This window comes from Candidatus Paceibacterota bacterium (assembly GCA_035452965.1).
Classification (GTDB): Bacteria; Verrucomicrobiota; Verrucomicrobiia; order Limisphaerales; family UBA8199; genus UBA8199.
Map to the genome: position 1 here is coordinate 99,066 of DAOTCE010000014.1, position 25,946 is coordinate 125,011.

18 protein-coding genes and 1 other RNA gene are annotated in these 25,946 nt (G+C 61.2%); 12 read left to right on the forward strand and 7 right to left on the reverse strand.

What is annotated here, in order from left to right:
- The 4 genes from P5205_12565 to P5205_12580 form a co-directional block, all read right to left on the reverse strand.
- Entirely contained in the window at positions 1-879 is an 879-nt protein-coding gene (locus tag P5205_12565) for a fumarate hydratase (GenBank protein ID HSA11193.1), read from the reverse strand.
- 352 nt (positions 880-1,231) lie between these two features.
- Complete coding sequence (argA, locus tag P5205_12570) at positions 1,232-2,512, reverse strand: amino-acid N-acetyltransferase (GenBank protein HSA11194.1); 1,281 nt, start codon at positions 2,510-2,512, stop codon at positions 1,232-1,234.
- 18 nt (positions 2,513-2,530) lie between these two features.
- Positions 2,531-3,649 carry a histidinol-phosphate transaminase gene (gene hisC / locus P5205_12575; GenBank protein HSA11195.1) on the reverse strand — a complete coding sequence of 373 codons (1,119 nt, stop codon included), beginning with the start codon at positions 3,647-3,649 and terminating at the stop codon, positions 2,531-2,533.
- Positions 3,650-3,693: 44 nt separating this feature from the next.
- Entirely contained in the window at positions 3,694-4,752 is a 1,059-nt protein-coding gene (locus P5205_12580; protein ID HSA11196.1) for a phosphate acyltransferase, read from the reverse strand.
- Positions 4,753-4,857: 105 nt separating this feature from the next.
- Here P5205_12580 and P5205_12585 point away from each other — a divergent pair, with 105 nt between their 5' ends.
- The 4 genes from P5205_12585 to P5205_12600 all read left to right on the forward strand — a co-directional run bounded on the left by P5205_12585 (position 4,858) and on the right by P5205_12600 (position 8,680).
- A complete protein-coding gene (locus P5205_12585) occupies positions 4,858-5,586 on the forward strand; it encodes a C4-type zinc ribbon domain-containing protein (protein ID HSA11197.1) in 729 nt (242 codons plus the stop codon).
- A gap of 78 nt (positions 5,587-5,664) precedes the next feature.
- Positions 5,665-6,084: RNase P RNA component class A (gene rnpB, locus P5205_12590), an RNA gene on the forward strand.
- 197 nt (positions 6,085-6,281) lie between these two features.
- Positions 6,282-7,145 (forward strand): hypothetical protein, encoded by an 864-nt coding sequence (locus tag P5205_12595; GenBank protein ID HSA11198.1) that lies wholly within the window; start codon positions 6,282-6,284, stop codon positions 7,143-7,145.
- Between the two features lie 185 nt (positions 7,146-7,330).
- Positions 7,331-8,680 carry a hypothetical protein gene (locus P5205_12600; GenBank protein ID HSA11199.1) on the forward strand — a complete coding sequence of 450 codons (1,350 nt, stop codon included), beginning with the start codon at positions 7,331-7,333 and terminating at the stop codon, positions 8,678-8,680.
- A gap of 88 nt (positions 8,681-8,768) precedes the next feature.
- Here the strand turns inward: P5205_12600 and P5205_12605 are convergent, their stop codons facing one another.
- Entirely contained in the window at positions 8,769-9,782 is a 1,014-nt protein-coding gene (locus P5205_12605; GenBank protein ID HSA11200.1) for a DUF362 domain-containing protein, read from the reverse strand.
- A gap of 123 nt (positions 9,783-9,905) precedes the next feature.
- On the opposite strand from P5205_12605, the gene P5205_12610 reads away from it, so the two are divergent.
- The 5 genes from P5205_12610 to P5205_12630 all read left to right on the forward strand — a co-directional run bounded on the left by P5205_12610 (position 9,906) and on the right by P5205_12630 (position 16,593).
- On the forward strand, positions 9,906-11,765 hold the full coding sequence (locus P5205_12610) for a tetratricopeptide repeat protein (GenBank protein ID HSA11201.1): 1,860 nt from the start codon (positions 9,906-9,908) through the stop codon (positions 11,763-11,765).
- Positions 11,766-12,191: 426 nt separating this feature from the next.
- Positions 12,192-12,815, forward strand: coding sequence for a CvpA family protein (locus tag P5205_12615; GenBank protein ID HSA11202.1), 624 nt, complete (start codon positions 12,192-12,194; stop codon positions 12,813-12,815).
- Positions 12,816-13,022: 207 nt separating this feature from the next.
- The gene (gene rpsO, locus P5205_12620) at positions 13,023-13,280 is read left to right on the forward strand and encodes a 30S ribosomal protein S15 (protein ID HSA11203.1); all 258 of its coding nucleotides are present in this window, start codon (positions 13,023-13,025) and stop codon (positions 13,278-13,280) included.
- 214 nt (positions 13,281-13,494) lie between these two features.
- Positions 13,495-15,816: a polyribonucleotide nucleotidyltransferase gene (pnp, locus tag P5205_12625; GenBank protein ID HSA11204.1), complete on the forward strand. Its 2,322-nt coding sequence runs from the start codon at positions 13,495-13,497 to the stop codon at positions 15,814-15,816.
- Positions 15,817-16,155: 339 nt separating this feature from the next.
- Positions 16,156-16,593: a response regulator gene (locus P5205_12630; GenBank protein ID HSA11205.1), complete on the forward strand. Its 438-nt coding sequence runs from the start codon at positions 16,156-16,158 to the stop codon at positions 16,591-16,593.
- A gap of 219 nt (positions 16,594-16,812) precedes the next feature.
- Here P5205_12630 and P5205_12635 read toward each other — a convergent pair whose 3' ends face one another.
- On the reverse strand, positions 16,813-18,969 hold the full coding sequence (locus tag P5205_12635) for an ATP-dependent helicase (GenBank protein HSA11206.1): 2,157 nt from the start codon (positions 18,967-18,969) through the stop codon (positions 16,813-16,815).
- Positions 18,970-19,104: 135 nt separating this feature from the next.
- Between P5205_12635 and P5205_12640 the strand changes: the two genes are divergently transcribed.
- Together P5205_12640 and P5205_12645 are read left to right on the forward strand one after the other, a co-directional pair.
- Complete coding sequence (locus P5205_12640; GenBank protein HSA11207.1) at positions 19,105-20,868, forward strand: hypothetical protein; 1,764 nt, start codon at positions 19,105-19,107, stop codon at positions 20,866-20,868.
- A gap of 213 nt (positions 20,869-21,081) precedes the next feature.
- Positions 21,082-21,654 carry a thymidine kinase gene (locus P5205_12645; GenBank protein HSA11208.1) on the forward strand — a complete coding sequence of 191 codons (573 nt, stop codon included), beginning with the start codon at positions 21,082-21,084 and terminating at the stop codon, positions 21,652-21,654.
- Positions 21,655-21,757: 103 nt separating this feature from the next.
- Here P5205_12645 and P5205_12650 read toward each other — a convergent pair whose 3' ends face one another.
- Positions 21,758-24,889 carry an immunoglobulin domain-containing protein gene (locus tag P5205_12650; GenBank protein HSA11209.1) on the reverse strand — a complete coding sequence of 1,044 codons (3,132 nt, stop codon included), beginning with the start codon at positions 24,887-24,889 and terminating at the stop codon, positions 21,758-21,760.
- 284 nt (positions 24,890-25,173) lie between these two features.
- Between P5205_12650 and P5205_12655 the strand changes: the two genes are divergently transcribed.
- Complete coding sequence (locus P5205_12655; GenBank protein HSA11210.1) at positions 25,174-25,704, forward strand: nitroreductase family protein; 531 nt, start codon at positions 25,174-25,176, stop codon at positions 25,702-25,704.
- The last annotated feature ends 242 nt before the right edge of the window (positions 25,705-25,946 follow it).

Here is a 25,946-nt window from a genome sequence, read left to right on the forward strand (position 1 = left end):
TTAATAGAGCCAGTTGGTGATATTGCCGCCAGCATCAAGAGCCACACCCTGCCGGCGGTAGGCCCAGCACATGTAGCTGATGCTGACAAAGTAGGAGGCGGGCAGGCGGTTCAGCACGCCGATCTTGGCGCCCAGCAAGGTGGTCTTGCCGCCGAAGCCCATGGGCCCGATTCCGAGTTGGTTGGCGGTGTCAACGATGTCGCGCTCAAGCCTGCCAAGGTCGGGGTTGGGGTTGGTGTCGTCGAGTTTGCGGAGGAACTGCTGCTTGGAGAACTCGTAGCCGGTGGCGCGGTCGCCGCCGATGCAGACGCCGAGGATGCCTGGCCCGCAGCCTTTGCCCTGGGCCTGCAAGACCGCATCGAGGATCGCCTTGCGGCAGCCGTCGAGGTCGCGGTTGGCCTTGAGCTTCTCGTTGGGCAGAGAGTATTGGGCGCCGACGTTTTCGCAGCCACCGCCTTTGAGGATAAGTCGGACGCGGACCTCGGGAGCAGCCTGTTGGTGAAAGTGGATGGTCGGCGAGCCAGGCCCGACGTTGGTGCCGTCATTCTTGCCGGTGACGGAGTCCACGGAGTTCTGGCGGAGGAAGCCCTTTCTGGTGGCGAGCTTGACGGCTTCGCGGGCGGCCCGCTCGAATGCGCCCTGGTCGAAGCCCAGCGGGCAATCCACGTAAAAGATGATGCTGCCGGTATCCTGGCAGATGGGCTGGGACTTGTTCCTGGCGAGAGCGATATTCTGCTCGATGATGCGCATGGCGCTCGCCGCGATGGTGCCCTGCTGCTCGCGTTCCAACGACGCGACGATAGCCCTGTGGACGTCGTCGGGGATTTCGGCCGAGGTGCGGCGGATGAGTTCCAGCAGCGAATCTTGCAGCACATTCATCGTACGCAGGCTAAGCGCGTGCTGAAGGCAAGTCAAACGTCAGGGATTCGAGACTTCCCCCGCATTTCAGCCGAATGACGTTCTGTGTTCCAAATAGCCAGGGAAAAACGGGGATAAGTTCTGATCTGTGGCGCAGCGACTTGTAACGGAATCTGGTTCCGGTGGCGTCTCCAATGGCGCTTTCAACGCAAGTGCCAATATTACAGTTGGTTACGCCAAAAACAGCCACAGGTGTCAAGGCTGTATCCAGCTTGTGGATACGGTGTGGATAGGGGGAGCATACAGTGTGGTCCGCTTGTGCGCCTGCGCCTGCGCCGCGTATTGCCAGGTTAAATGACTGGCTGTCGGCGAGCTACTTGAGCTTCTTGAGCAAGACTTTGGAGTTGCGGCCGCTCTGGTCGTATTTGTCACGGCGTGAGGGGGGGAGGTCGTCGGGGCTGCCCTCAGCGAAGCCGCCCTTGGATTGGAACCAGGTGAAGGCCTGGGTGGAGAGGGCGATTAGCTCCCGGAGGCCCAGCTCGCGGGCTTTATTTTCCACGTATTGGACCAGCTTGCGGCCAATGCCCTGGTTTTCGTGCGCGGGGCTGACGTAGAGGCAGGCCAGTTCGCCCTTGCCGAGGTCCGGCCAGGTGTGAAGGGAAACGCAGGCCACCGGGTTTTTGTCTATCTCGAAAATGTAGTAGTCACCGAGGTGCTTTTCGATGGACGAACGGGTGCGCTTGACCAGTTCCTCGGATTCAACCGAGCGGCGGGTCAGGTTGAGGATGCTGCGGATGTCCTTCTTGAGGGCACGGCGGATCTGTTGAAATTCATTGCCATAGACGAGGGTGCCGACGCCTTCGTTGGTGAAGACTTCGGCCAGCAACCCCTCCTCGACCGTGCCGTTGATGACGTGGACGCGGGGCACGCCGGCTTTGCAGGCGGCGGCCGCGTGGATGGCCTTCGAAAGCATATCCGGGCGGATGTCCGGTTTCTGGAGCGCGAGCACAGATTCCAGATCCGAGAGGGGCATCTGGCGGATGATGTGGTCGCCGACCTTGATGCCATCGTATGGGGTAATGAACATCAGCTTGGTAGCGCTGAGCGCCTCGGCAACGGCCAGGGCGACGCCGTCGGAGTTGACACGGTAGGTCTTGCCTTCGCCGTCAAAGCCCAGGGGAGGCAGAATAGGGATGATGCCGTGCTCGAGGAGTTGCTGGAGCATCTCGACGTCCACGCGCTCGACTTTGCCGGTAAAGAGGTGATCCACGCCGTGGAGGATGCCGACCGGGTGCGCGATGATGGCATTAGTGGAGGCGGCGCGGAGGTCTATCGCGGAGAGACCCTCCAGAATCTCGTGGGTGAGGCGGTTGGCGGCGGTCAGGGCGAGCTTGAGCGTAGCGTCGTCGGTGACGCCGGTCCCGTCGAGGTTGGAGGGAGTCTGGCGTCTCTCTTGAGCCAACGCGTTAATCTGAGCGGAGGCTCCATGGACGAGGGCGATGCGGATGCTCAGGGAGCGCAGCACGGCGATGTCCACCAGGATGTTGGCGAAGTTCTCGTCGGTGACGATCGCGCCATCCACGTTGATAATGAACGTCTTCTCGCGGAATTGCGGGATGTACTGGAGTATGCCCCGGAGGTCAGTCAGTTTCACGTTAGATTAGACGCGGGATTATACGGCGGCGGCGGCGGGCTTGGCGAGAGTGGATTTGAGCGCCTCCAGGCAGCGCTTGTTCTCTTTAGGCGTGCCGATAGAGATGCGAATCCATTCGGGGAGCGCGTAGCCGCCCATAGGGCGGACGATGACGCCCAGCTTCTGCAGTTCGTTGAACACGCGCTGGCCGTCGCCGACCCGGACCAGAATAAAGTTGGCTGCGGATGGGACGAATTCCAGGCCCAGCTTGCGGAAGGAACGCGCATAGAACTTGAGGCCGCGGGAATTCAGCCGCCGGGTCTTTTCGGCGTGGGCAGTGTCATCAAGGGCAGCCAGCGCGCCGGCTTGCGCGATCACATTGATGTTGAAGGGCTGGCGAATCTTCTCCAGATCGGCGATCAGGTCTGGGTGGCCTACGCCGTAACCGAGGCGCAGGCCGGCCAGGCCGTGGATCTTGGAGAAGGTGCGCATGAGCAGCAGATTGGGCCGGCGGCCGGCGCGGATCTCAGGCACGAGGTCGAAGGACTGGTCCAGGAACTCGATATAGGCCTCATCCATGGCCAGCACTACGTTTTCCGGGACAGCGGCGACGAACCGCGCAAGGTCTTCCGGGCGAACGCAGGTGCCGGTGGGATTATTCGGGTTGGCCACAAAAACAACCCGCGTATTTGGCGTGATTGCGGCCAGCATGGCATCAAGATCGTGGCCGTAATTCTTCGCCGGCACGATGACCAGTTTGCCGCCGAACAGGGCCGTGACGATGGGATAGACAGCGAAGCAATACTGCGAAACGACCACTTCGGCGCCGGGGGCGATGAGAGCGTGGCCAACGAATTCAAGGACTTCATTGGAACCGTTGCCGAGGATTAAGTGAGCAGGCGTCACGCCCAGTTTGGCGGCGAGTTTCTCTTTGAGATAGTAGGCGTTGCCGTCCGGGTAGAGGTTTGCCTGAACGAGTGCCTTGCGCATGGCAGCCAGGGCACGACGCGAGGGGCCGAGCGGGTTCTCGTTGGAGGCGAGCTTGATGATGTCGTCGGCGGACAGGTCGAGTTCGCGGGCGACTTCCTCGATCGGCCGGCCGGGTTGATAAACGGGTATCGCTTGGAGATTCAGATTAGTCGAGTAAGGGAGGGGCATGAGAGGAATCAGTGTTAAGCGGTTGCTTCCTGGATGGCGCCGACTCAATCTCCCGGCAAGCTTTCGCCGGCACCGGGGTAAAGCTTCTGGTAGTCAACCGACTGCACGCCGACGATGGCGGCCACGCCGAGGATGTCGTGAGCATTGGAGCCGCGGGAGACATCGGCGGCGGGGCGGTCCAGTCCGAGCAGGATGTGGCCGTAGCCCTTCGCACGTGCCAACAAACGGGCGAGTTTGCTCGCAATTTGGCTGGCGTTCAGGTCGGGGAAGATCAGCACGTTGGCGTGGCCACCCAGTTTGCCGTTCGGCAGCTTCAAGTTGGCAATGTCGGGGACCAGGGCGGTGTCCACCTGAAGTTCGCCGTCAAATTCCGCGTCGAGCCTTTGTTCCAGGGCTCTCTGCTCGGCCAGGGCAGTGGCGGCCTGGACTTTGCCGACTGAGGGATGTGTTGCGCTGCCCTTGGTTGAAAAGGAGAGCAGCGCGACCCGAGGCCGGACACCCAGCAAGTGCCGGGCGAGTTGTGCTGTCGAGACCGCGATGTCCGCAAGCTGCTCGACCGAGGGGTCCTCAATAACATCGCAGTCCGCCATGAACAGGACGCCATTTTCGCCGAGGCGCGAGTCCTCGACCTCCATGACCAGGCAACTGCTAACCGTGCTGGTGTGGGGGGCGGGCTTGATCGTCTGGAAGAGCGGACGGAGAACACCAGCGGTAACCTGGCGGGTGCCGGCGACGAAGCCGTCCGCCTGGTGCATGGCGAGCATCATGGCGGCGAAGTAATTGGGCTGGAGGACGGCCTCGCGGGCCTCGAAGCTCTTCATGCGCTTGCCCTTGTAATGGCGCAACATTTTGAAGCGGCGGGCGAAGTTATCGAGGTCCTCGCTTTCGGCCGGGTTGATGATGCGGATGCCCTCGAGCGAGAGGTTCAAGGCATCGGCGGCGCCCTGAATCCGGTCGTGCTCGCCGAGCAGCATCGGAACGCCAAGCCGCAACGCCTGAAACTGGCGGGCGGCCTGGAGCACGCGCGGTTCGGTGCCCTCGGGAAAGACAATCCGCTTCGGATGCCGCTGCAGTTTCTCGATGACGTTGCCGATGAATCGCATGGGAGATTAGTAGTAGCGCAGCGGGAAGAAATCCGCAATGGGAATACCGCAGGTTGACTTGAGCCGGGACCGCAGATATTCTGCGTCGCCGTTAGCATTGCGACCATGTTTGAGATAATTGAGAAACTGCTGATTTTGCAGGACCGCGACCAGAGAATCCGCCGGCAGGAGGTGGAATTGGCGCGCATCGAGCCGGAACGGCAGAGGTTCAAGGTCAAGGCTGCCAACGCCCAGTCCGAGTTGGAGAGTGCCAAGCTGCGGGTAAAGCAGACCGAATCCGCGCGCAAGGAGCTGGAACTGGAAGTTGAAGGCAAGAAGCAGTTGATCGCCCGGTACGCCAACCAGCAGTTCCAGACGCGGAAGAATGAGGAGTATCGCGCGCTGGCGCACGAGATCGAGCTGTGTAAGGACGCCATCTTCAAGATCGAAGATCAGGAGATAGAGCTGATGGAGCAAGGGGAAGCAGCGCAAAAGGAAGTCGCGCGCGCCGCGCAGGCCGCCAAGGACACCGGGAAATTGGTGGAGGAGCAAATCGCGCGGCTGGACGCGCGCGAGGCGAATTTGAAGAAGGAGCTGGCCGAACTGCAGGCCAACCGCGAGATGTTGGCTTCCGCCGTGGACGAGACCGCGCGCGCGCGCTATGAGCGGTTGGTGCGGAGCAAGGGCGAGAATGTGGTTGTGGGTGTGCAGCATGGGGTTTGCGGCGGGTGTCATATGCGAGTGCCGCCTCAATTGCTGGTGACCTGCCAGTCCGAGAAGGAACTGGTGTCGTGCAGCAATTGCGGCCGCCTTCTCTACTACACGCGGGATATGGACCTGGCTGTGACGGAGTGATGGGGCAAACGCGGGGCCGGGCCCCGAAGGCCGCCAAGCTTGTCATTGCGCCGGGTGCAAGGTATATTTGCCTTGATTTTGGAAGGGCGGAGGATCGCTTCTTCCGGAGCAATCCGGGGGAGGAGGAAAGTCCGAACACCAAAGGGCGCGATGCCGCGTAACCGGCCGGGACCGACGCAAGAAGGTCCGGGGCAGGATACACGCGGGCGGCGCCGCCGCGAGGCGCGCCGACGGACAGTGCCACAGAGACTTAGACCGCCCGGGCTTCGCAAGAGGCGCGGGTAAGGGTGAAAAGGTGGGGTAAGAGCCCACCGCTCCAAGCGCAAGCGCGGAGGCACGGAAAACCCCATCGGGTGCAAGGCCAAATAGGGGACCCCGGAGCGGCCCGCTCCAAGTTCCGCACTGCGGAACGGGTTCCGGGTATTGGCTGCTGAGACAAATGATTCTCTCCGCCCGCAAGGGCGCAGACAGAATTCGGCTTACAGCCCTTCCAAGATCACTTTTCTTGCGTTCGAGCCACGCCCAACGTGGTAATTGACCGCAGCGCCGGTTTGTCTTGCGGAGCATGGGTGAAGTTGCTACACCCACGCCGGTCAACGATGAATACAACTTCGCTCAGGTTTATCCTTTGGGCATTCAGTCTGGCGGGTGCTGGCTGGCCACTTTTAGGCTCGCCGCTTCAACGATCGGACGTAATGGCGGAACCGATGTGGGTGCTGCACCTGGACTGCGATGGCCTGCGCCCGACAGCCATTGGCCAGCACTTGCTCGCCGAGATGGAGAAGCCGGAGGCGCAGGCCAAGCTGGCCCCCTTCAAGACCATCTTCAATTTTGACCTGCGCAAACAAGTGCACGGGCTGACCCTGTACAGCGCGGGAAAGTCGGCGCAGGATGCGGTGATGCTGGTCTATGCGGATTTCGAGGCGGACCGGCTCGTCAAGCGGGCCAAGGAAGCGGAGGATTACCGAAGCACGACCTACAAGGCACACGTGATCCATAACTGGATTGACGAGAACAGGCGGGGGAAGGAGGGGGTCAAACCGCGCGTGTATTCCGCCATCCACGGCAGGCGGGTGGTGATCTTCGGCCAGCAGGAGCCGCGCGTCGCCCGGGCGTTGGATGTGTTGGATCGCGCGACGGCCAGTTTGGCCGGCAGCGCGTTGTTTGCGCAACTGGGGGCTCGCGGCGGCGGCGGGTTTATCCAGGCCGCAGCGCGCAAGCTGGACCTGCCGAACTCGGACCCTAACACGGCCCTGTTGCAGTCGGCGAAGAGCGCCCGCCTGGAAGTTGGCGAGGCGCAAGGGAAGCTAAAGGCGATCCTCAACCTTGATGCCACTGACGAAGAAGCGGCCAGGCAGATGGCGTCAGTGGGCCAGGGGCTGGTGGCGTTGATGAGGATGCAACAGGACAACCCCGGCTCGGTGAAGCTGGCCGAAGGACTCGCGCTCAAGCAGGATGGCTCGGGCGTGGTGGCCACGCTGGCGGTTTCGGCTGGCGAGGCGATCGAGCTGTTGAAAGCCAACGCGGCCGCCAAGGCGCAAGGGAAATCAGGGAAGTAGTTGCGGCGGTCCCGTCGTCCGCGCGGCGCTTTAAGTGCTGGCGCATCCTGGATTTGTGCTGTCGGCCAATCGTCCGAATAGAACTACCGGCCGGGATTCCTGGCTGGATGCCAGTTCGGATGTCCGCCATACTGGCGTTGCCGCCGGTAAATAATGAGCGGGTTCTTCTGGTTCGATAACAAGCTATGAGACCTGAACTTCTTGCGGCCTGCGTGGCGGCACTTGTTCTGCCTGCCGGCCTCTGCCCTGCTGCTCCAGGTGCATTGCCGGCGATTGGCAACCGGCCCGTCAAGCCGCAGCCGCTCATCCTGGATCTTTCGCCGTTCTTCTGGGAGCGGTTTGTTACCCCCGATCGCACGAATGCGGAGCTGGTGACAGTCTCCGGCCGGCAGGTATTTGATGGCTTGCCATTCCAGGTTGACGGGCGGGCCTGCCTTTACGGACGGGCGCTGGCCAACCAGCGGCAACGGCCCGTTTCCGCCTATCCCGACATTATTGGTGTCAAGGTGGGGCGCGCCTTCAACGAGCTGCACCTTCTCCATGCGACGCAGTTCACCGATCGGGAAGGTGAGACGGTCGCCACGGTGCGTCTCAACTATGCGGACGGCACCCGGCACGTGTTTCCCATTACCTACGGCGGCCAGGTGCGCGACTGGCAACGTCTGCAGTCCGAGGAGAAGGAAATCTACTCCGACCCCAACACAAAGGTCGTCTGGCGAGGGCCGGGCGTGGCCCGTTTCAAGTCCACGACACGCATGTCGAAGACGCGGCTGGTGAATCCCTTTCCGGGCAAGGAGGTGCTGACGATTGATTTTTTGTCGGCCGGGAAAGTGGCCTCTTATGACGTGGCGGCGGCTACGGTCGCCGGCACCGATCCTACTCGGCCGGTGACGCCACCGGTTCCGCTCGACCGGCCGGAGCGGGCGTTCGACGGGGCGCTTACGGTGCGGCTCATTAACGAAGCAGACCAGCCGATCGAAGGGGTGTTGGTCGTGCCAAACATCAGTGTGGCGGGAAGCCCGTCCGCGACCGTCACGGCGCCGCTTTACACCGGGGCGGAGGGGATGGGCACAGTCAGGTACCCAAGGTATGAAAGCGCCTGCATCTACTTCGCGGTGATCAAGGAGGGTTGGCGTCGGTTGCCGGATGATCCGTGGCTGTGGTTCCGGCGCCCGGACGTGGCCACGAACGGGATCGTGGTGACAATTCGAATGACGCGCGACGCACCGGCGCTGGTGGCGGGAGGACCATCCGAGGCTAAGCCCGCGCCTGCGACCAGTACCGGTGGCGCCGGAACGACCTCTGCTTCAGAGTCCAAGGGAAACGCATTGGATTCCCCGCTTCACCCGGTGATGATCATTGATTGTCCGGTGGGCGCGAATGTGGGTGTGGAATACACGGATTCCCTCGCGCCAGCGGTGTGGAAGTTGCTGACGGTGATTACCAACGTGCCGTTCTCACCGTACGCCTACGTTTGCGGTCGGGAAGCGGGCGGGAGTCCGCAGCGTTTCTATCGCGCGGTGTGCGCGCCTTAGCAGGTCAATCCAAATCGCTAGCGATGCGCGAGTGAGAGGAGCCGCGCGGAGGTAATGAGTGAAAGAGGCCCGGTGCAGTTGGTTCTGCTTACGGCACGTTGTCCACCTGGATGCGTTTGGGGTCGTCCACACCCAATTGGAGGAGGGCGGCGTTGCTGTAAAGCTGAAGGTTGGGTTTGACTGCCGGCGCGCGGGCCACCTGTCGCTGGCGATCGAGTTCCTGGATAGACAACACGTCGAGGGCAACGGGGTCGAGGCTGAAGCGAAGCTGGTTCAGCACTGCGGAATAGTGAAGCAAGCTACGTTCGCCGCCTTCATACTGGCAAATGAGGGCATCGGTAATGTTTAGGACGACGCGGTCGCTCAGGGCGGGCAAGCCGTAGATCTCAGGAATGGCGATGGCCAGGGTCTGCGCATTGGACTCGAAACGAATCAGGTTGTCCACGCTGCCTGTCGCCAGGCTGTAGAGGCTGCCGGATACCCCCACGATGTTGTGGTTAAGGAGCGGAGTGATGTTGATGAGCTTGGTGATCTGGCGGGTGAGAAGCCGGGAGACAAAGGACTTGCGGCCGATGCCGTTGCCCTTCTGGCCGAATTCCAGGTCGCCCCAAACGAGGTTGCCGAGGATGGGGCTGTCCGGATCGTAGAAAGTTTCGGGATCCCAGCCCGCTTGCGCGCTGCCGGCGAGGCGAATGCCGTAGCGTTCGGAGAGCGACGAAAAGCCTGCGAGCCGGAGGTCCGAGACTTGGCGGTCCCAAACGATGATATTCCTGGGCGGCAGACCCGCCTCCAAAAGCCCCTCGACCACTGCCGCCACCACGGATGGGCGAGTGCCGCTGTTCGGTCCGGGGGCCGAGAAGACTTTGATTCCAACGACGTCCTGGGTCGAGACCAAGCTGCGCCAGGCTTCCGGAACGGTGGTTTGGCGGGTGAGGTTGGTAATGGCTCGGTCAACTAATGGCCGGACTTTCTTCAGGCGAGGCCGGAAGGCGTCAGTGGCCTCGGGATCTTGCGCTATAACAACACGGGCGCGCGCGGGGGACGCGCCGGGGGAGAAAGGGGCCGGCTCCTGGGCCGACCAAAGGCTGCAGTGGGGGAGCACGGCAAGAAGCGACACCAGCACCAACCCTGAAACCTGACAGGCGGCGGCTGACGCCGGAACTTGGCTGCGTCTGAATGGTGCGTTTCTTGACACTTCAGAGCGCGGATGTTACCACCCCCGCGCATGCTGACCATCAAAAATCGGGCGGGAAGCGGGGACGCCGGCACACGGGAGACCAGTGTGTTGAACTTTTTCAAATTGGCGACGCTTGCTGCAATGTTGCTCCTGCTGGCTGGGTGCACTCCTTCAGGCCCGCGCGCTTTGCTCGAGGGCCAACGCCTTATCGCGGAAGGTGACTATCCGCGGGCAATTGAGAAGCTGAAGGCGGCGACCGTTCTGCTGGGCGGCACCAACGCTCAGGCGTGGAATGATCTGGGGCTGGCTTACCATCATGCGGGCGAGGTTGCCGAGGCACAGCGAGCCTACCAGCGGGCGCTGACATTGAACCACGATTTGAGTGAAGCGCGCTTCAATCTGGGATGCCTTTGGCTGGGCCAGAACAAACCCGAGGTGGCGAAGGCCGAATTCACGGCCTACACGCTGCGCCGGCCGAATGCCGTGCAAGGCTTTTTGAAACTGGGTGCCGCGCAGTTGCGCACGCGCGAGCCCGGCGCCGCAGAGAAGAGCTTCAACGAGGCACTCCGCCTCAGTCCGCAAAATCCGGAAGCGCTCAATGGGCTTGGCCTGGCCCGGCTTGGGAGCGGGAGGGCGGGCGAAGCGGCGCGGTGCTTCGAGGCCGCGTTGAAGCAGCGGACGGATTACCGTCCCGCCTTGTTGAACCTGGCAATCGTGGCGCACCAGCATCTGCGCGATCATCGGTTGGCGCTGCAAAAGTACCGGGAGTACCTCGCGCTCATGCCACCGCCCGCCAATGCCGACGCGCTGGCGGCGACCGTGCGGCAGCTTGAACAGGAACTCACCCCCCCCTCGCGGCGCGTGGCAACGAATGGCCCCACCCAGTCCAAGGCAGTCACAACGCCTTCCAAACCGGTCGCGACCAATGTGGCCCGGATCTCCAGCACACCCAAGCCCGTGCCAGCCTCCGATGTGCCTAAGCCGGCGGCAGTCAATGTACCGAAACGGGCCGCGACCAATATGCCCAAGCCCGCCCCTGCCGTCGTGACCACAGCACCGTCCAATGTGGAGGTTGTCAGGATTCCAGAGGAGCCGGCCCTGAGACCGGGGCAAGAGGTTGCCGTTGCCCCGAGCCCAACGCAGGCTTCGACTGCCGCGCCCCTCTCTGCCACTTCACCGGCAACGGGGACAGCCGGCACAAGAGTTGCCAAGCGTGGCTTCTTCGGGCGCATCAATCCCTTGAACCTCCTTCGCAGCGGGGATAACACCCCCGTGCGGCCGACGCCGCTGGGATCTGCGTCCAGCGCTGCTGGGAGTGAATCGGTTAGCAGAGGGACTACCGCAACCGAGCCGGCAGCCGCCAGCCACGCAGCGGTTGCTCCGGGCGACCCGTCCGCTCGCTATGGCTATAGGACACCAACCCCACCCGCACCGGGTAATCGTTCGGCGGCTGAGCGACTTTTTGCCCAGGGAGTTCAGTTGTCCCAGGCGCACCGGTTGCCAGAGGCCATACAAGCTTATCGTGCAGCGGTACAGAAGGACCCGACTTTCTTCGAAGCGCATTACAATCTTGGGCTGGCCGCTACCCAGGCAGGTAACCTACCGCTGGCCCTGTCGGCCTATGAAAATGCACTGGCCGTTCAGCCGGCATCGCTCGACGCGCGTTATAACTTTGCACTGGTGCTCAAGCAGGCGAACCACTTGAGCGATGCCGTTGTCGAGTTGGACAGAATCCTGGCCAAGCACCCAAACGAAGTGCGGGCCCACCTGGCGTTGGGGAATCTCTATGCCCAGCAATTGCAGCAACCGGCCAAAGCGCGTCAGCACTACCTCAAAGTGTTGGAGGTCGACCCGCGTCATCCGCAGGCGAGCGCAATTAACTTCTGGTTGGCAGCGAATCCGCCTTAGTGCGTGATTTCGCAAATCCACGTAATGCCCGCCCACAACGCAGAATCCAACCTGGTCAGTATCGGCTAGAATCGGGGCCAGGGGCTGGTGGGCTCAAGACACGCGTCGTAAGCCGGGTGTACCCGGCCAAACCCGCCATCTGCCGCCCCGCTGCCGGCTCCGCCCGCCCCCCAAGCCTGAGGCACCCCATACCCAAGCCAGCAAAGGCGTTGGGACGGTGTCAATCCGGAGGGACTACGGTGTGGTTCCCATGGGGGTCGGCCCCCATGGGAACCACACCGGGCTATAACGGGTGTCACAGCGTTGTCGCACCGGGGCGGCTACTCGTTAAATGCACCTATTCCGGCCGGTTTTATGGCACAAAACTGGCTGCCAACGTCCTAAAATATAGCATTCCCGAAGGGATGCGTGTGACAGGACAAACGCATGAGTATTGATCAATTGCCAATAAACTTCTTTGATTTGGTGCTAATCGTCGTGCTGATGACGGGCATTTACCGGGGCCGCAAGCATGGGATGTCGGAAGAGCTGCTGAGCCTGCTGACATGGCTGGGAATTGTCTTCGGCTGTGCGTTCCTCTACCAACCTGGCGCGCAGCTCATTGGGGAATTCACCAGCCTGTTTGGTCAACTGACCTGTTACCTGCTCGCCTACGTAATCGGGGCGCTGCTGGTAGTGATGTTGTTTATCGGGATAAAACGCGCGTTGGGAGGGAAATTGCTGGGCAGCGATGTTTTCGGACGTGCCGAGTACTACTTAGGCATGGGCTCGGGTTTGGTGCGGTTTAGCTGTATCCTGCTGGCTGTGCTGGCGCTCTTGAACGCCCGCTACTTCAGCCCCACCGAAGTAAGGGCGATGGAGAAGTTCCAGAATGACTTGTACGGCAGCAATTTCTTTCCCACACTCCACACCGTGCAGGCGACCGTCTTCGACAAGTCGCTCACCGGGCCCTGGATTAAGGAGAATCTGGGCTTCCTGTTGATCAAACCGACCGAACCCGAAGACAGGCAGCTCCACCAAAAGGAATTCGTCATTCCTGGGGCCTATTAGGATCGCGCACATCCGGCCGCGCGGGCCCGCGCACCTACCCTCTGCGCCGCTTCCAGCAAACAATGGCAGCGGCGGTCTAATCCCCCGCTATTGGTAGCTGCCGGGAGATTTTGCCTTCGTATGTAATACCCCTTTACACTGTCTGCCAGAGTATCTACAATGACTTAGCTATATTGAATGAAGGATTGACTGGTTGGATTCGAAAGTATGGAAGCGAAGGCGAAAACGATTGATGGTTTCAGGCTGCATGAGCAGGATACCGGCTCGGCGGATGTGCAAATCGCGTTGCTCACGCAACGCATCAACCACCTGACCGAGCACCTGCAAAAGAACAACAAGGACCACGGCTCCCGCCGCGGGCTGCTGATGATGGTCGGCAAGCGGCGCCGCTTGCTGGATTACCTGCATACCGTGGACGCAAACCGCTACCAGGCCGTTACCAAGAAGCTCAAGTTGCGCAAGTAAGCGCCCGCCCGGCTGCCTGCCCTTCCGAAGCTGTTGAAGTGGAGGTCTGGGCCGGACGTCCTGATCTAACTGGACTGGTAAACGCGAACAGCCCGGTTAGTTGTTTAAACCAACGCGTATGAGAAAGCTCCGTTGCCCTGGGTAATTTCGTTCAGTCCCGAACGATTTCGGGATTCACTGAAGTTCCTCGGTGGCAATGGGGGGGTAGAGTATTATGTCAGAAAAAGCCACAGTCCTCGTGGGGGACAAGCAACTCATTGTTGAAACCGGAAAACTCGCCAAACAAGCCGACGGTGCTGTAACTGTTCAACTGGGCGAGACCATTGTCATCGTCGCGGCGGTCGCTGCTACCAAGGCCAAACCAGGCCAGGAGTTCTTTCCGCTAACGGTGGATTATCGCGAAAAGGCGGCATCGGCTGGCAAATTCCCCGGCGGCTACTTCAAGCGCGAAGGTCGCCCGACGGAAAAGGAGATCCTTACCTCTCGCCTCATTGACCGGCCCATTCGGCCGCTGTTTCCCAAGGGATGGTATAACGAAGTCCAGGTCCAATGCATCGTCCTGAGCGCCGACGGCGAAAACGACCCCGATATGTTGGCGGTCCTGGGGGCATCTGCCGCCCTGATGGTCAGCGACATTCCCTGGGCCGGCCCGTTGGGCGGGGTGCGGGTCGGGCGCGTTGGCGGTCAGTTTGTCGCCAATCCCACTCACAGCCAGATGCTCGAAAGCGACCTGGACTTGGTCTACGTCGGCAATGAATCGGACCTCGTAATGTATGAGGGCTCGGCCAAGGAAATCAGCGAGGCGGACTTCAACGCGGCCCTCAAGTTTGGGCAGGAGGCAATCCAGCCGGCTATCGCAGCCCAAAAGGAATTGGCGGCTCGCGCCGGCAAGCCCAAGCGCCAGATCACTCTCAACGTAGTTCCCGACGATATCCTCAAGGAAGCCAAATCGTTGGCGGGCGACCGGATCATCACCGCCCTGCTCACGCCCGGCAAACTCGCTCGCGAAGGGGCGGTTGCGGCTATCACCGAGGAGGTCGGCAAGAAACTCGTCGAGAAGTTTGGCGAGGAGAAGGTGACCGAGTTTGTGCTTAAGGACGCGTTCTACTATATCCAGAAGGAGGCGGTTCGCGGCCTGATTATGAACCAGGGCAAGCGCCTGGATGGCCGCGACTTTGAGACGGTCCGGCCCATCGTCAGCGAGGTTGGCATGCTGCCGCGAGCGCACGGCTCCGCCATGTTCCAGCGCGGCGAAACCCAAGCCATGACGCTGTGTACGCTCGGCACGGGCGAGGATGCTCAGGAATTCGATGCCTACACCGGCGGCGCGACTGAGAAGAAATTCATCCTGCACTACAATTTCCCGAACTTCTCCGTCGGCGAGACCGGGCGCATCAGCGGTCCGGGCAGGAGGGAGATCGGGCACGGCGCCCTGGCCGAACGCTCGCTTGAACCCATGGTCCCGGTAGCGACTTACCCCTATTCTGTCCGCATCACCGCCGAGATCATGGAGTCCAACGGCTCCTCCTCGATGGCGACGGTGTGCGGCGGCTGCCTGGCGCTCATGGACGCAGGTGTGCCGATGATCCGACCAGTGGGCGGTGTCAGCATCGGCCTATGCACCGAGCATGATGCCCAGAACAAGATCGCGAGCTACAAGCTGCTGACCGACATCATCGGCTGGGAAGACGCATTCTGCGACATGGACTGCAAGATCGCCGGCACCGAGAAAGGCATTACTGGCTTCCAGCTTGACCTCAAGCTGCCGGGCATTCCGCATAGCATTATGGCCGAGGCGGTGGAAAAGGCGCGCGTGGCGCGATTGCACGTGCTGGCGGAGATGGCCAAGACCCTGTCCGCCCCGCGCTCGGAGATCAGCAAGTATGCGCCGCGCATCACGACGGTGAAGATCAACCCTGAGAAAATCGGCCTGCTCATCGGCCCCGGCGGCAAGAACATCAAGAAGCTCGTCGAGGAATCTGGTTGTGAAATCAACATTGATGACGATGGCACCGTCAACATCTACTCAGTCTCCGCCGAGGGGATGAAGATTGCCGTTGATGCCATTACGGGCATGACCGCCGAAGCCGAAATCAACAAGATCTACCGCGGCAAGGTCGTCACCATCAAAGAGTTTGGCGCGTTTGTTGAATTTCTGCCGGGTAAGGATGGCCTGGTGCACATCAGCGAGCTGGCCAACTTCCGTGTCAAACAGACTGAAGACATTGTCAAACTCGGCGACGAAATCTGGGTCAAATGCCTCGGCGTGGATGAAAAGGGCCGCGTGCGGCTATCCCGCCGGGCTGCCATGGCGGAACGCGACCAGCAAATGGGCGGCGCCCCCGCCGAGGGTGCCCCAACCGACCAGGGCGACCAGCCCGCCGAGGGGGCCGATCAGGGCCAACCTCGTGAAGGCGGCGAGCCGCGCGGCGACCGCGGCGACTACCGTGGTGGCGAGCGTGGCGAGCGCCGAGGGGGCGACCGCGGACCGCGGCGGGACCGCGGCGGACGGCACGGTCGGCCCGACCGGAGATAATCCGCGCCCAAACCTCTGTACACGAATGGAGCGCGGATATAGTTGTCCGCCTCCATATTCATGCATGGGAAGCCCTCGCAGGGCGGTATTCTCCGCGTCAATCTGTTCCATCCCGAATTCTTGCAGGGAGAGGTCGAAGGACAGAAGCGCTGTGACGAGGCCGCTTACTCATCCATCCTGCCCTCATATGCACGGGTGCCTGCTTGCGCGGGTCACATCGGTCCGCAAAGTAGGTTTCGATGAGAGATGGTTAACTACTGGGCGAGTCCGATGTGGGCTTGACGTTTGGCGTCCTCTTGACCCACACTAGCCGCAATAGTGTGCGAACGTACTGAACTCATGATGGCCAAAAAAGTACTGGTAGTCGAAGATGACAAAGTCACGCAGAAGCTGATCGCGGACACTCTAAGGTCCGCAGGCTACGAAGTCGCAACGGCCTACGATGGCGCCACCGCGGTTGCAAGCGCTCGGGAACACGAGCCGGACTTGGTTACCTTGGACATCCAACTGGCCAAGAATTCGCCCAGTGATTCCTGGGACGGATTCAGCGTGGCTACCTGGTTGCGGCGGATGGGCGTCAGCAAGTTGAAACCCGCGATTATCGTGGTTTCCGGGCTGGACCCGGGCAACATCATCGAGAGTGCCGCTGAAGTCGGCGCGTACACTTTCCTGCCCAAGCCGTTCACCAAGCAAAAACTGCTGGATGTTGTCGCCGCGGCGCTGAAAACAGCAGCCGAGGCTACCCAGCATCAGCCCGAACCGCCAGGTCCGACCTGAGAGAGTCGCTTAAGGCAACAAGCGTGACTGAGACTGCGAATCCAGCAGGGGCAGAACGTCCGGGGTGAAGGTTCAGAATGCTGACCAGAGGCGGCAGGTGCGGCTATTCCCCGGTGAAGTGGAGCGCCGAACGTCTCCAGTGGGAAACTCGCGTCCTCAGCGCGCAGGCGATGGTTTGGGTCATCGGGACGCAGGGCAATCCCTCGCAGGCGAAGCGCCTCATTGGACATAGGGGTTGAACGGCCGCAAATTCCACTCCTCGACGAGCGCCTTTGGGATTTCATCCAGGAAGCGGGACGGCTCCTGGAGCATGTCCCCGCTGCCGCCACGGCCGGCGCGAATCAGCGGGTAGCTCAGGTAAAGTTCGTTTCGTGCGCGGGTGATGGCCACATACATCAGCCGGCGCTCTTCCTCTTCGCCCTCTTGTGTGTCCAAGGACCGATCGGAAGGGAACAACCCGTCGCAGAGCATGATCACGAACACCACGTCAAACTCCAGCCCCTTGGCCTGGTGAATCGTCGAAAGCCGCAACCGTTCATCGTCGGCTGCCGCCGGTTGTTCGTCTTCCGCTTCAAGGTTCGTCAGTAGCGCAAGCTGGGTGAGAAAGTCCTCCAGCGTGGAGAATTGCCGCGCGAAGACGGCCAACTGCTCAAGGTCTTCCAGCCGCGAGCGGTAGTTCGCATAGTTCTCCTTGAGGTAGTCCTCATAACCGGCCTCAATCACCAACCCGATCATCCGAGAGGCGTTGCGGCGAACTTCTGCCGCCTCCAATTGGGCGATGGTTGCCACAAACTGCGTCCAGGCCGCAGCCGCCTTCTTCGGCACGACGGCGGCACAGATCTGCAGCCGCTTGGCAAGGAAAGACGGCGAGGCGGGTTGTGTGGGGTTTGCTGCGGCTTGCGTGAGTGAGGACGCGTCAACGGTGGGGAGCGAGGGTTCAGCTTTCGGAACGGCTCGCAGGCTGCGGATTTCCTTTGGCCGTTGGCTTTCTGATTCCGGATATCGCGACTCCCCTTCCGTCTGTGCGGCAAACGCCTGCCACAGCCTGGCCGCGCCCCTGCCGCCGATGCCTGGCAACAACTGCGCCAGCCGTTTGAATGAAAGCTCGTCGCGCGGGTTGGCCGCCAGCTTCAGGTAAGCCGTCGCATCCTTGATGTGCGCCTGCTCGAAGAAGCGGATGCCGCTGGTGATGCTGAAGGGGATGTTGCGGCGGGTCAGTTCGAGTTGCAGCTCCAGCGCGTGGAAATGCGAGCGATACAACACCGCCATCCTATTTAAGTCTCCCCCTTCTTCGCGCAGTTCCAGCACACGCTGCGCGACGAATGCTGCCTGTTCCGCCGCGTCGCTGCATACCACCGTTATCGGCCTCGGTCCAGCCGGGCGTGCCGGCGCGAGTTCCTTGGCGAACTGTTGCACGTTGGCGGTGATCGCCGCGTTGGCCACCTGCAATATCTCCGGCGTGCTGCGGTAGTTGGTCTCAATCTTGTAGACCTTTGCTCCCGGATAGCGATCCGGGAACTTCAGGATGTTCTGGAAATTGGCGCCGCGCCAGGCGTAGATGCTTTGCGCGTCATCCCCCACCACCATCACATTCTGGTGCCGCGCCGCCAGCAGGTCGATCAGATCGCTTTGCAGCTTGTTGGTGTCCTGGTATTCGTCCACCAGGATGAACTGGAACCGGCGCTGGTACTGTTCGCGCACCTCCTCTTGCTCCTGCATGAGCCTAAGCCAGAGCGACAGCAGGTCGTCGAAGTCCATCGCGTTGGTGGCCCGCTTCCGCGCCGCGTAACGCTGCTGGATGCCCGTAATCTGAGCCGCAAGCTGCTCGAAGTAGCCGTAATGGCGACTCAGCACCTCCGCGGTAGTTTGGTGTGTATTGACGGCCAGCGAGAAGATATCGCCCAACACTTCGGCCTTCGGGAACCGGGTCGCCTTGATATCCACGTCCGACTCCGCCACGCAAGTGGTGATCAGGTGCTTGGCGTCCTCGCGGTCCATGATGCTGAAGTCCCGCTGGTAACCCAGGAGCTCTGCGTGCCGGCGCAGCACGCGGTTACCTATCGAATGAAAGGTCCCGCCCCACAGCGAAGCCAGCTCCTGCCCCAGCAAGTCCGCCACCCGCCGCATCATTTCCTTGGCCGCCTTGTTGGTGAAAGTCAGCAGCAGCACGCGCTCGGGCGAAATCCCCTGCTCCAACAGATAGGCCACGCGGTAGGTCAGTGTCCGGGTCTTGCCGGAACCGGCTCCCGCGATCACTAGTGCGGGTCCCGGTGGCGCCGTCACCGCGGCGTACTGTTGCGCGTTTAGTTCGCGCGCGTAGTCAATCTGCAAGTGGACCGGCGCCCGGAACGGTTGCAGCACATACTCGCGTGACATTCCTCAACCGTAGTCACCCCTGCCGCTGTTGTCGAACCGCGAATTGTTTCACTCTTACTCCGACACTGCCGGCCAAAGAGATTGCGGAGCAAAGCCAGTGTTGAAGCGGCCCTTGAATTCCATTAGAGTAGGCTTGTGATTGCGTTGGATGAACAGCAACAGGCAGGCACCTCGCCAGCTCCGATCGAGGACATTCAGAAGGACTGGATGGAGCTGAAACTGAGGGTGGAGCAGCTGGAAGCCGTCCGTGGGGCGCTGGAACAGGAGAACAAGACGCTGCGCGCTTTGCTGGAGCGCGCGATTGACCATCGGCAGAAATCGCATAGCGAGCTGGTGCTCATTCTGACCACACTGGTGAGCAAGCTGCCGCTCAATGATGTCGGAGTGATCGTCTCGAAGCTGGTCGAGCACAACACCAATGTCAGCCAGGTGCTGGCGGGCTTAACCAAAGGCACGGCCGAGGGGGACTTGCCGCAGCCCGAGATACTGAAGACCCTGGACCAGGCAAAGCGTGATCTCCTGGCTGCGCTCAAACAGACGACCGAGGAACTGACCAGGCTCGATCCGCCCCTGGAGCGGGAATTGCTGGAGTCGGTGAGCGCCGACCCGGAACTGGCCTTCTCGCCGCGGATGGTGCGGGCCAGCCGTTGCTTCGCCAAAGGCCAGGTGCCACGGGAGCGGGTGATCCGGGAGTTCGGTGAAGAGGCCTTAATCTGCTTCAAGGATATGACCACCGATCCAAAGCTCAACCCGCGCCCTAAGCCCGAGGAAATCGTGCTGGCCTTTCGGGACGATTTTGAAGCCCTGTTTCAACAACAGGCCACCCTGTTGCCAAACAAGCGACCGCGCCTGGAGGCGCTATTCCACCAGATTCAGAAGAGCAAAGCCTCCACGGACCAGGCCCGCGCGCAGAAGAGCGCCTTCCAGCGGCTGTCGTTTGTTATCGAGCTGCTTCACTACTACGAACACCAGGACACGGTACCGCCGGACGTGGTTTTTGCGCAGCGCTTGCCGGCTTTGGTGGAGCAGCTGGGAGTCGCCGGCCCTCAGGCGCTGTTGGATGAGAAGCTGATCCAGCAAGTCGAGACCTTGTTGGCCTTCGTCGTCAGCCCTGACCATCGGCTCATGATTGTCAACAACGTCGGCAAGAGCGGCGGAGTCCGGAAGACGCTCAAATACGTACTGCAGTTGCGCGGCGACCGGGTGGATGATCTGCCGCGGGTTCTGACCGAGTTCGTGCGCCATCTAATTCCATCGCCGCCGGGGAAGCCACCGACGCCCCAGGCGTTGGCAGCGCTCCTGCGGCTGTTAGGCCCCGAAGTGCAGCGCCAGGTGGCCAAGACCATCCTGACATGTGATCGGATTCCAAAGGCTGACGCCGAGGCCCTCGGCAAAGCGGTTGGAGCAGAGTTGGGATTGAAAGGTCTGGAGGAGGAAACGCGCGGGCAGTACGCGCTGGCGCCGGAGACGGAACGCCAATTGGCGTGGGCCAAGATCAAGGAGCTCATCGTGAAGCGAACAGACGCGGCGGCCGTTGCCAGTGTGCTGCGAGACCGTTTGCACGCGAAGTATAATGCCGATGAGCTCCGCCAGAGCTGGATCACGCTCACTGATGCCGACCCCATGTCGTTAATCCGAATTTGCTGCCAATTGCCGTTTCGCGCGGACGGAAAGACCGATCCCATCGCGCGCACAATGATGGAAACCTACGTGACGCGTCTCACACATGAAAAGTACTCGGACACGTATCAGAAGGTCGTCAATAGCCTGCGGACCATGTTCCATGCGAAACCTGACAGTCCAACCCTGCTCAACTTTCTGGCCCTGGTGAAATGGGCCAGCCCGGAGGCGGCGACCAAGCTGTGTTCCGATGTCGGTATGCCGCAACCAATCCACTAACCGCGATTGCCAGCCAGTGCGAACGGCGTTGTGCTGCTGTCATCCCGGAAGTGCCCTGGCGTGGTCCTCATGTTCATGTGGTAACACGCTGTAGTCGCAGTCGTTATGGGGTGTTTTCATTCGACTCAAGACTGACACGCTCATACCCGCCCACAAACGACGGCTTGCTTGGGCGTTGAGCAGCGTCACCCGGGGTGCTACAAATGGCCGCACATGAAGAACACCACCGGCTCGATTGAAGTCATCACCGGCTCAATGTTTTGCGGCAAGACGGATGAACTCATTCGCCGCTTGCGGCGCGCGACTATTGCTCGTCAGCAGGTTCAGGTCTTCAAACCTGCCATTGACAATCGCTTCGCCTTGGAAAAAGTGACCTCCCACGCAGGCAGCGAGTATGCCGCCCAGCCCGTGCCCAATGCGCGCATGATCCTGGAGCGGCTGAACACCCCCACCACGGTCGTGGGCATTGATGAAGCGCAGTTCTTTGACGACGCTATCATTCCCCTCGCGCAACAGTTAGCCGATCGCGGCGTGCGCGTGATCATCGCCGGGCTGGACACGGACTTCCGCGGCGAGCCATTCGGCCCCATGCCAGTGCTGATGGCCAAGGCCGACCTGGTGGACAAGCTCCATGCCATCTGTATGGTCTGCGGCGGTCTGGCCTGCCGGAGCCAGCGCCTGGTGAATGGGAAACCCGCGCGCCGCGACGACCCGGTGGTCATTGTCGGCGCGGCGGAACTATACGAAGCCCGTTGCCGTGCCCATCACGAAGTGCCAAGTCGTTAGCCACGGGATCCCAGGCCCGATCAGAAGCACAAGAAGCCCCGTTAGCCTCACCCGTTCCCGAGCGGAAGGGTTGCTCTGACTGGCAAGAAACTGTGCGGTTCTCTTAAGGCAGCAGCCGGACGCGGTAGAAGCGCTGCGCATTGGTCATGGGATCGGTTACGGACGCATCCGGTCCGGTAGCCAGGACATCAGGCGGCAGGTTGGACCATTCAGCGACACTCAAGTCGTCTTTGAATTCCAACCGATAAGTCTGCCCCGAGATGCAGTTCCAGCCGATGGCAAGGTCCTGGTTGCACACCACCAAAGAGATGCTGATGGGTGCCGGGAGTACAATCGCCGTGAAGGTCGTCGTGTCACTCAAGCTCGGGTTGCCGCTGTCGTTGACGCGGACGGTGATCTGGTTGGTAGTGCCGGCGTCCGCGGCGGTGGTAACCCAGGAGAAAGCTCCGTTTGTACTGACGATCTCGGCGGCAGCGGGCGCCCCGGGACCGAGGCTGAAGGTCAGGGCCTGATCGGTGTCAATGTCGTTGGCCTGCGCGGTGAAGGAGACAGTCTGGCCGGCTGTGACGGTCTGATCAGTAATCGGCAATAGCACGGGCCCCGTGTTAACCGTGAGAGCGGCTCCGCCGCTGGCCACCGTCCCAGCCGAATTGCTAACAACCACGGAGTAATTGCCAGCGTCGCCCGACTGCACATTGATGCGGGTGCAACTGGTGCCGGTGGCACCAGCGATGTCTTCGCCGTTCAAGGTCCACTGATAGAACAACGGCGGCGTGCCGACAGCGTCAGCAGTGAAGGTGACGTCGGTTCCCGCGGCAACGGCTTGCCCGACGGGTGAGGTGGTGATGGTAGGCAGCAGGACCGGCACGAGCAAGGCATCGGCGCTGGTGGCACTGCCGGCGGGGTTGCTCACGACAACTGAATAGCTGCCCGCGTCCTGCGGAGTCACGCTTTGCACTGAGAGAGTGGAATTCATAGCTCCCTGGATGTTGCCGCCGTCGATGAGATTGGTGCCGTCTCGCCTCCACTGGAATGACAACGGACCTTGTCCGCCAGCCACGACGGTGAAGGACGCCGTGCTCAGCGGCAGGTTGGTGCTGTTGGCGGGTTGCACGGTGATCGTTGGCGAAACCGATAACAAAGCAACGCTGCTGATGACCGGCCCGGCCCCGTTGCTGACCGTGACGTCATAACTGCCAGCATCGCTGCCCTGCACATTGTCGAGTGTGAGCACTGAAGTCGTCGCGCCGGCGATGTTGTTGCCATTTTTGTGCCACTGGTAGCCGGTCACGGTGTTGGCCGTCGCAACGGAGAAGGTTGCGGCGCCTCCCGCGGCAACCGTCTGGCTTGCCGGCTGCGTCGTGATAGCCGGCAGGTCGAAATACTCGACCTTCACATTGTCAATCCAGGACTCGCCAGCAGTCGAACCGCCCGCCACCGAGCCGATGGCCGCCGTATCCAAGCTGCTGGGCGTCGCGCCCGTCATCGTCCGGGAGAGGATGTCATCCACGTAGAAGTCAACGGTTGTCCCGTCGGCGCGGCGCTCGATGACGAACTTGTGCCAACCGGTTGAGCGGCTCGGCGCGCCGGCCCCGTTCAAGTTGAACCATAAGAATTTAGCAGGGTAAGCGTCGAGGCAGATCCGGCCTTGATACTTGGAACCGTCGTAAGTCTCGCCCGGCAAGTCAACCCCATTGTACTTGCCGGCGCAGAATAGCTGGATCAACCCGCCATTGAAGGCACTTCCTCCGCTATAGCCGCGCACGTCCACAAAAGACCGGGTTTGGGTGCCGTCATAAACATAAGCAGTAATCCGCAAGCGGCCATTTACTCTGACTCCCAGACTGCGGTACATGCGGTCGGTGGAAATCGCCACATGGGCGCTATGGCCTGCGCTCATGTATTGCGCAGTCGAGATGGTTAAGGCAGTACCCGGGCTGGGAAATGTTACCCAGTTGAAGAGCGGGTCCGCGGATTCGAAATCTTCGTAGAAGGCAATCACCGCGTTCACGGACAACGCGGCGCTTACGCTGGTGATCGTACCACGGGAGTCGGTGACGGCGACTGAGTAGTTGCCCACCTCGGTCTGTTGCGCGCTGCTGACGGTCAGTGTGGTCGAGGTAGCCCCGGAGATCTTCCCTCCGTTACTCAGATTCACGCCATCCTTGCGCCACTGGTAAGTGAGCGTGCCGGTGCCGGTGGCCGCGATGGTGAATTGCACCGTCGTGCCCGGGTTGACCGTCTGGCTGGCCGGCTGGGTCGTAATGTTTGGGCCGGCACTGATCACGCTGATGGTCGTGCTGAAGGTTTGCCCGAACCATTCCACGCCGTCCTGCACCATTCTCCAGGCAAAGGTATAGGTTCCGGGGGTTGTAGGCGCGGTCGCGTTGAGGGTGAACGTTGCGTTCGCCCCCGGATTGATTGGTGAGGAAGGCAAGGCGACCCGGCTAAAGCCCCAGATCGTGTTATCCTGCGGACTTTGCGAGCCCAGGTTGTGGGGTGTGCCACCTCCACTGGCCCACGGCTTGCTCCCGTTGTTGTTCATGGTGATCGTGGCGGTAAAGGCCTGCCCGGCGACCACCGTCGGCGGCACACTGCTGCCGGCGACGGCGGCGTTGTTAACCTCGCCGATAATCAGCGCCATGTAGTGCGTCCAATTCCAGTACGGGCCCGGATCGGTGTGGGAATTGCAGTGAGCGTCAATGCCTAGATTTGCTTCCGCCCAGGCCGCCCAGGCGGCATTGGACTTCTCCCCGTGGCCCACAATGTGGTTCCGGTCCTTGGCAATCCCGAACTTGTCGCAGAAATGGCGGTACAGCAGCGCGGAGGCTTGATACATCTGCTCGGTATACCAAGCCGGGTTGCTCACAAACCCCTCGTGCTCGACTCCTAGCGAATAGCGGTTCCAACATGTGGCGTGCCAGGCATAGTAGGCCTCGGAAACCAGTTGGGAAATTTCTCCCGGTGCGGCATCGCCTGCGTAATCCGTCAAGCCGTTCACGGTGTAGTGGCAACTCACCGAAATATCGCAGCGGCGGATGTACGACGTGCCCGTCAGGTAGTATCCCTCCATGTCATGCACGACGCAGAACTTATGGCCATAGCCGGTGGTGTACCACTTGGTGCAACCGGTGATCATACGATCCACCGCCGGACCGTAATCCGCACTGGCCCAAGCCGCGGACGCGCCCATGAGGGAGAGAGAGCTAATGTTTAGCAGTTTCTTGGAGTTCATAAGCTATGAAGATTTGCCGGCGCTGTCTCATTGGCGCTAAGCGGTCATTACTGCGACACAGCATACACAGCCCTGCCTTGCATGACCAGCAATATCTTGCGGCCCGTCGAGCTTCTTGCGTGGAAACCCCTTGACCCTTTGTCCCTCCTTCCCTCTAATCCGCATTGTCTATGCAACCTCTCACGCGCATTCCACAGCTTCTCTGCCTGCTTCTTGCCACTTTGACCCTCACCACCGGCTGTGCTCAGAACATTAACCTTCCCACCCCTCAGAAAACTGGTGGCATGCCCCTCATGGACGCCTTGGCCAGGCGCTCCTCAGCCAGGGAATTCGGCCCGAAGGACCTTTCACCTCAGCAGCTCTCCACCTTGCTTTGGGCCTGCTTCGGCACCAACCGCGTCGACGGTAAACGCACCGCTCCGTCGGCCAAGAACAACCAGGAAACTGACATCTACGTGATTCTCAAGCAGGGGGGCTACGTTTATGATGCCATAGCCAACAAGCTCAACCTCGTGGTGGAAGAGGATCTCCGAAGGCTGGCCGGCACCCAGGATTACACCACCAACGCGCCCGTGACCCTCGTCTTTGTCGCCGACTTGGCGAAGAAGGGTAAAGCTACCCCGGAGGAGAAGCGCAACTACGCCTACGTGGACGTCGGCTATATCTCCCAGAATGCGTACCTCTACTGTGCCTCCGGGGGGCTTGCCACCGTCGCCCGCGCTTCCGTAGATCGCAAGGGACTCGCAGCGAAACTCAGGCTACGCCCGGACCAGTTGATAGTGCTGGCCCAGTCGGTAGGCTACCCAAATCCGTGATCCAGCCGCCTCCCTTCTCGGCGGATAGCCAGTGTATCACGTTAAATCGCCTCCAAACGGCCATTCAAGCCACTCCAGAGCAAAACCGCCTCGGACCTGGGGGTGTCACGGGGATATTGCAGAGAGGTGCCGGTGTGGTTCCCATGGGGAGCGCTCCCCATGGGAACCACACCGGCCCCCCTCCGGGCTGATACGGTTTCCATAGTTGTTCACAACGACGCGGGGTGCGGCTCTCGGAAAGC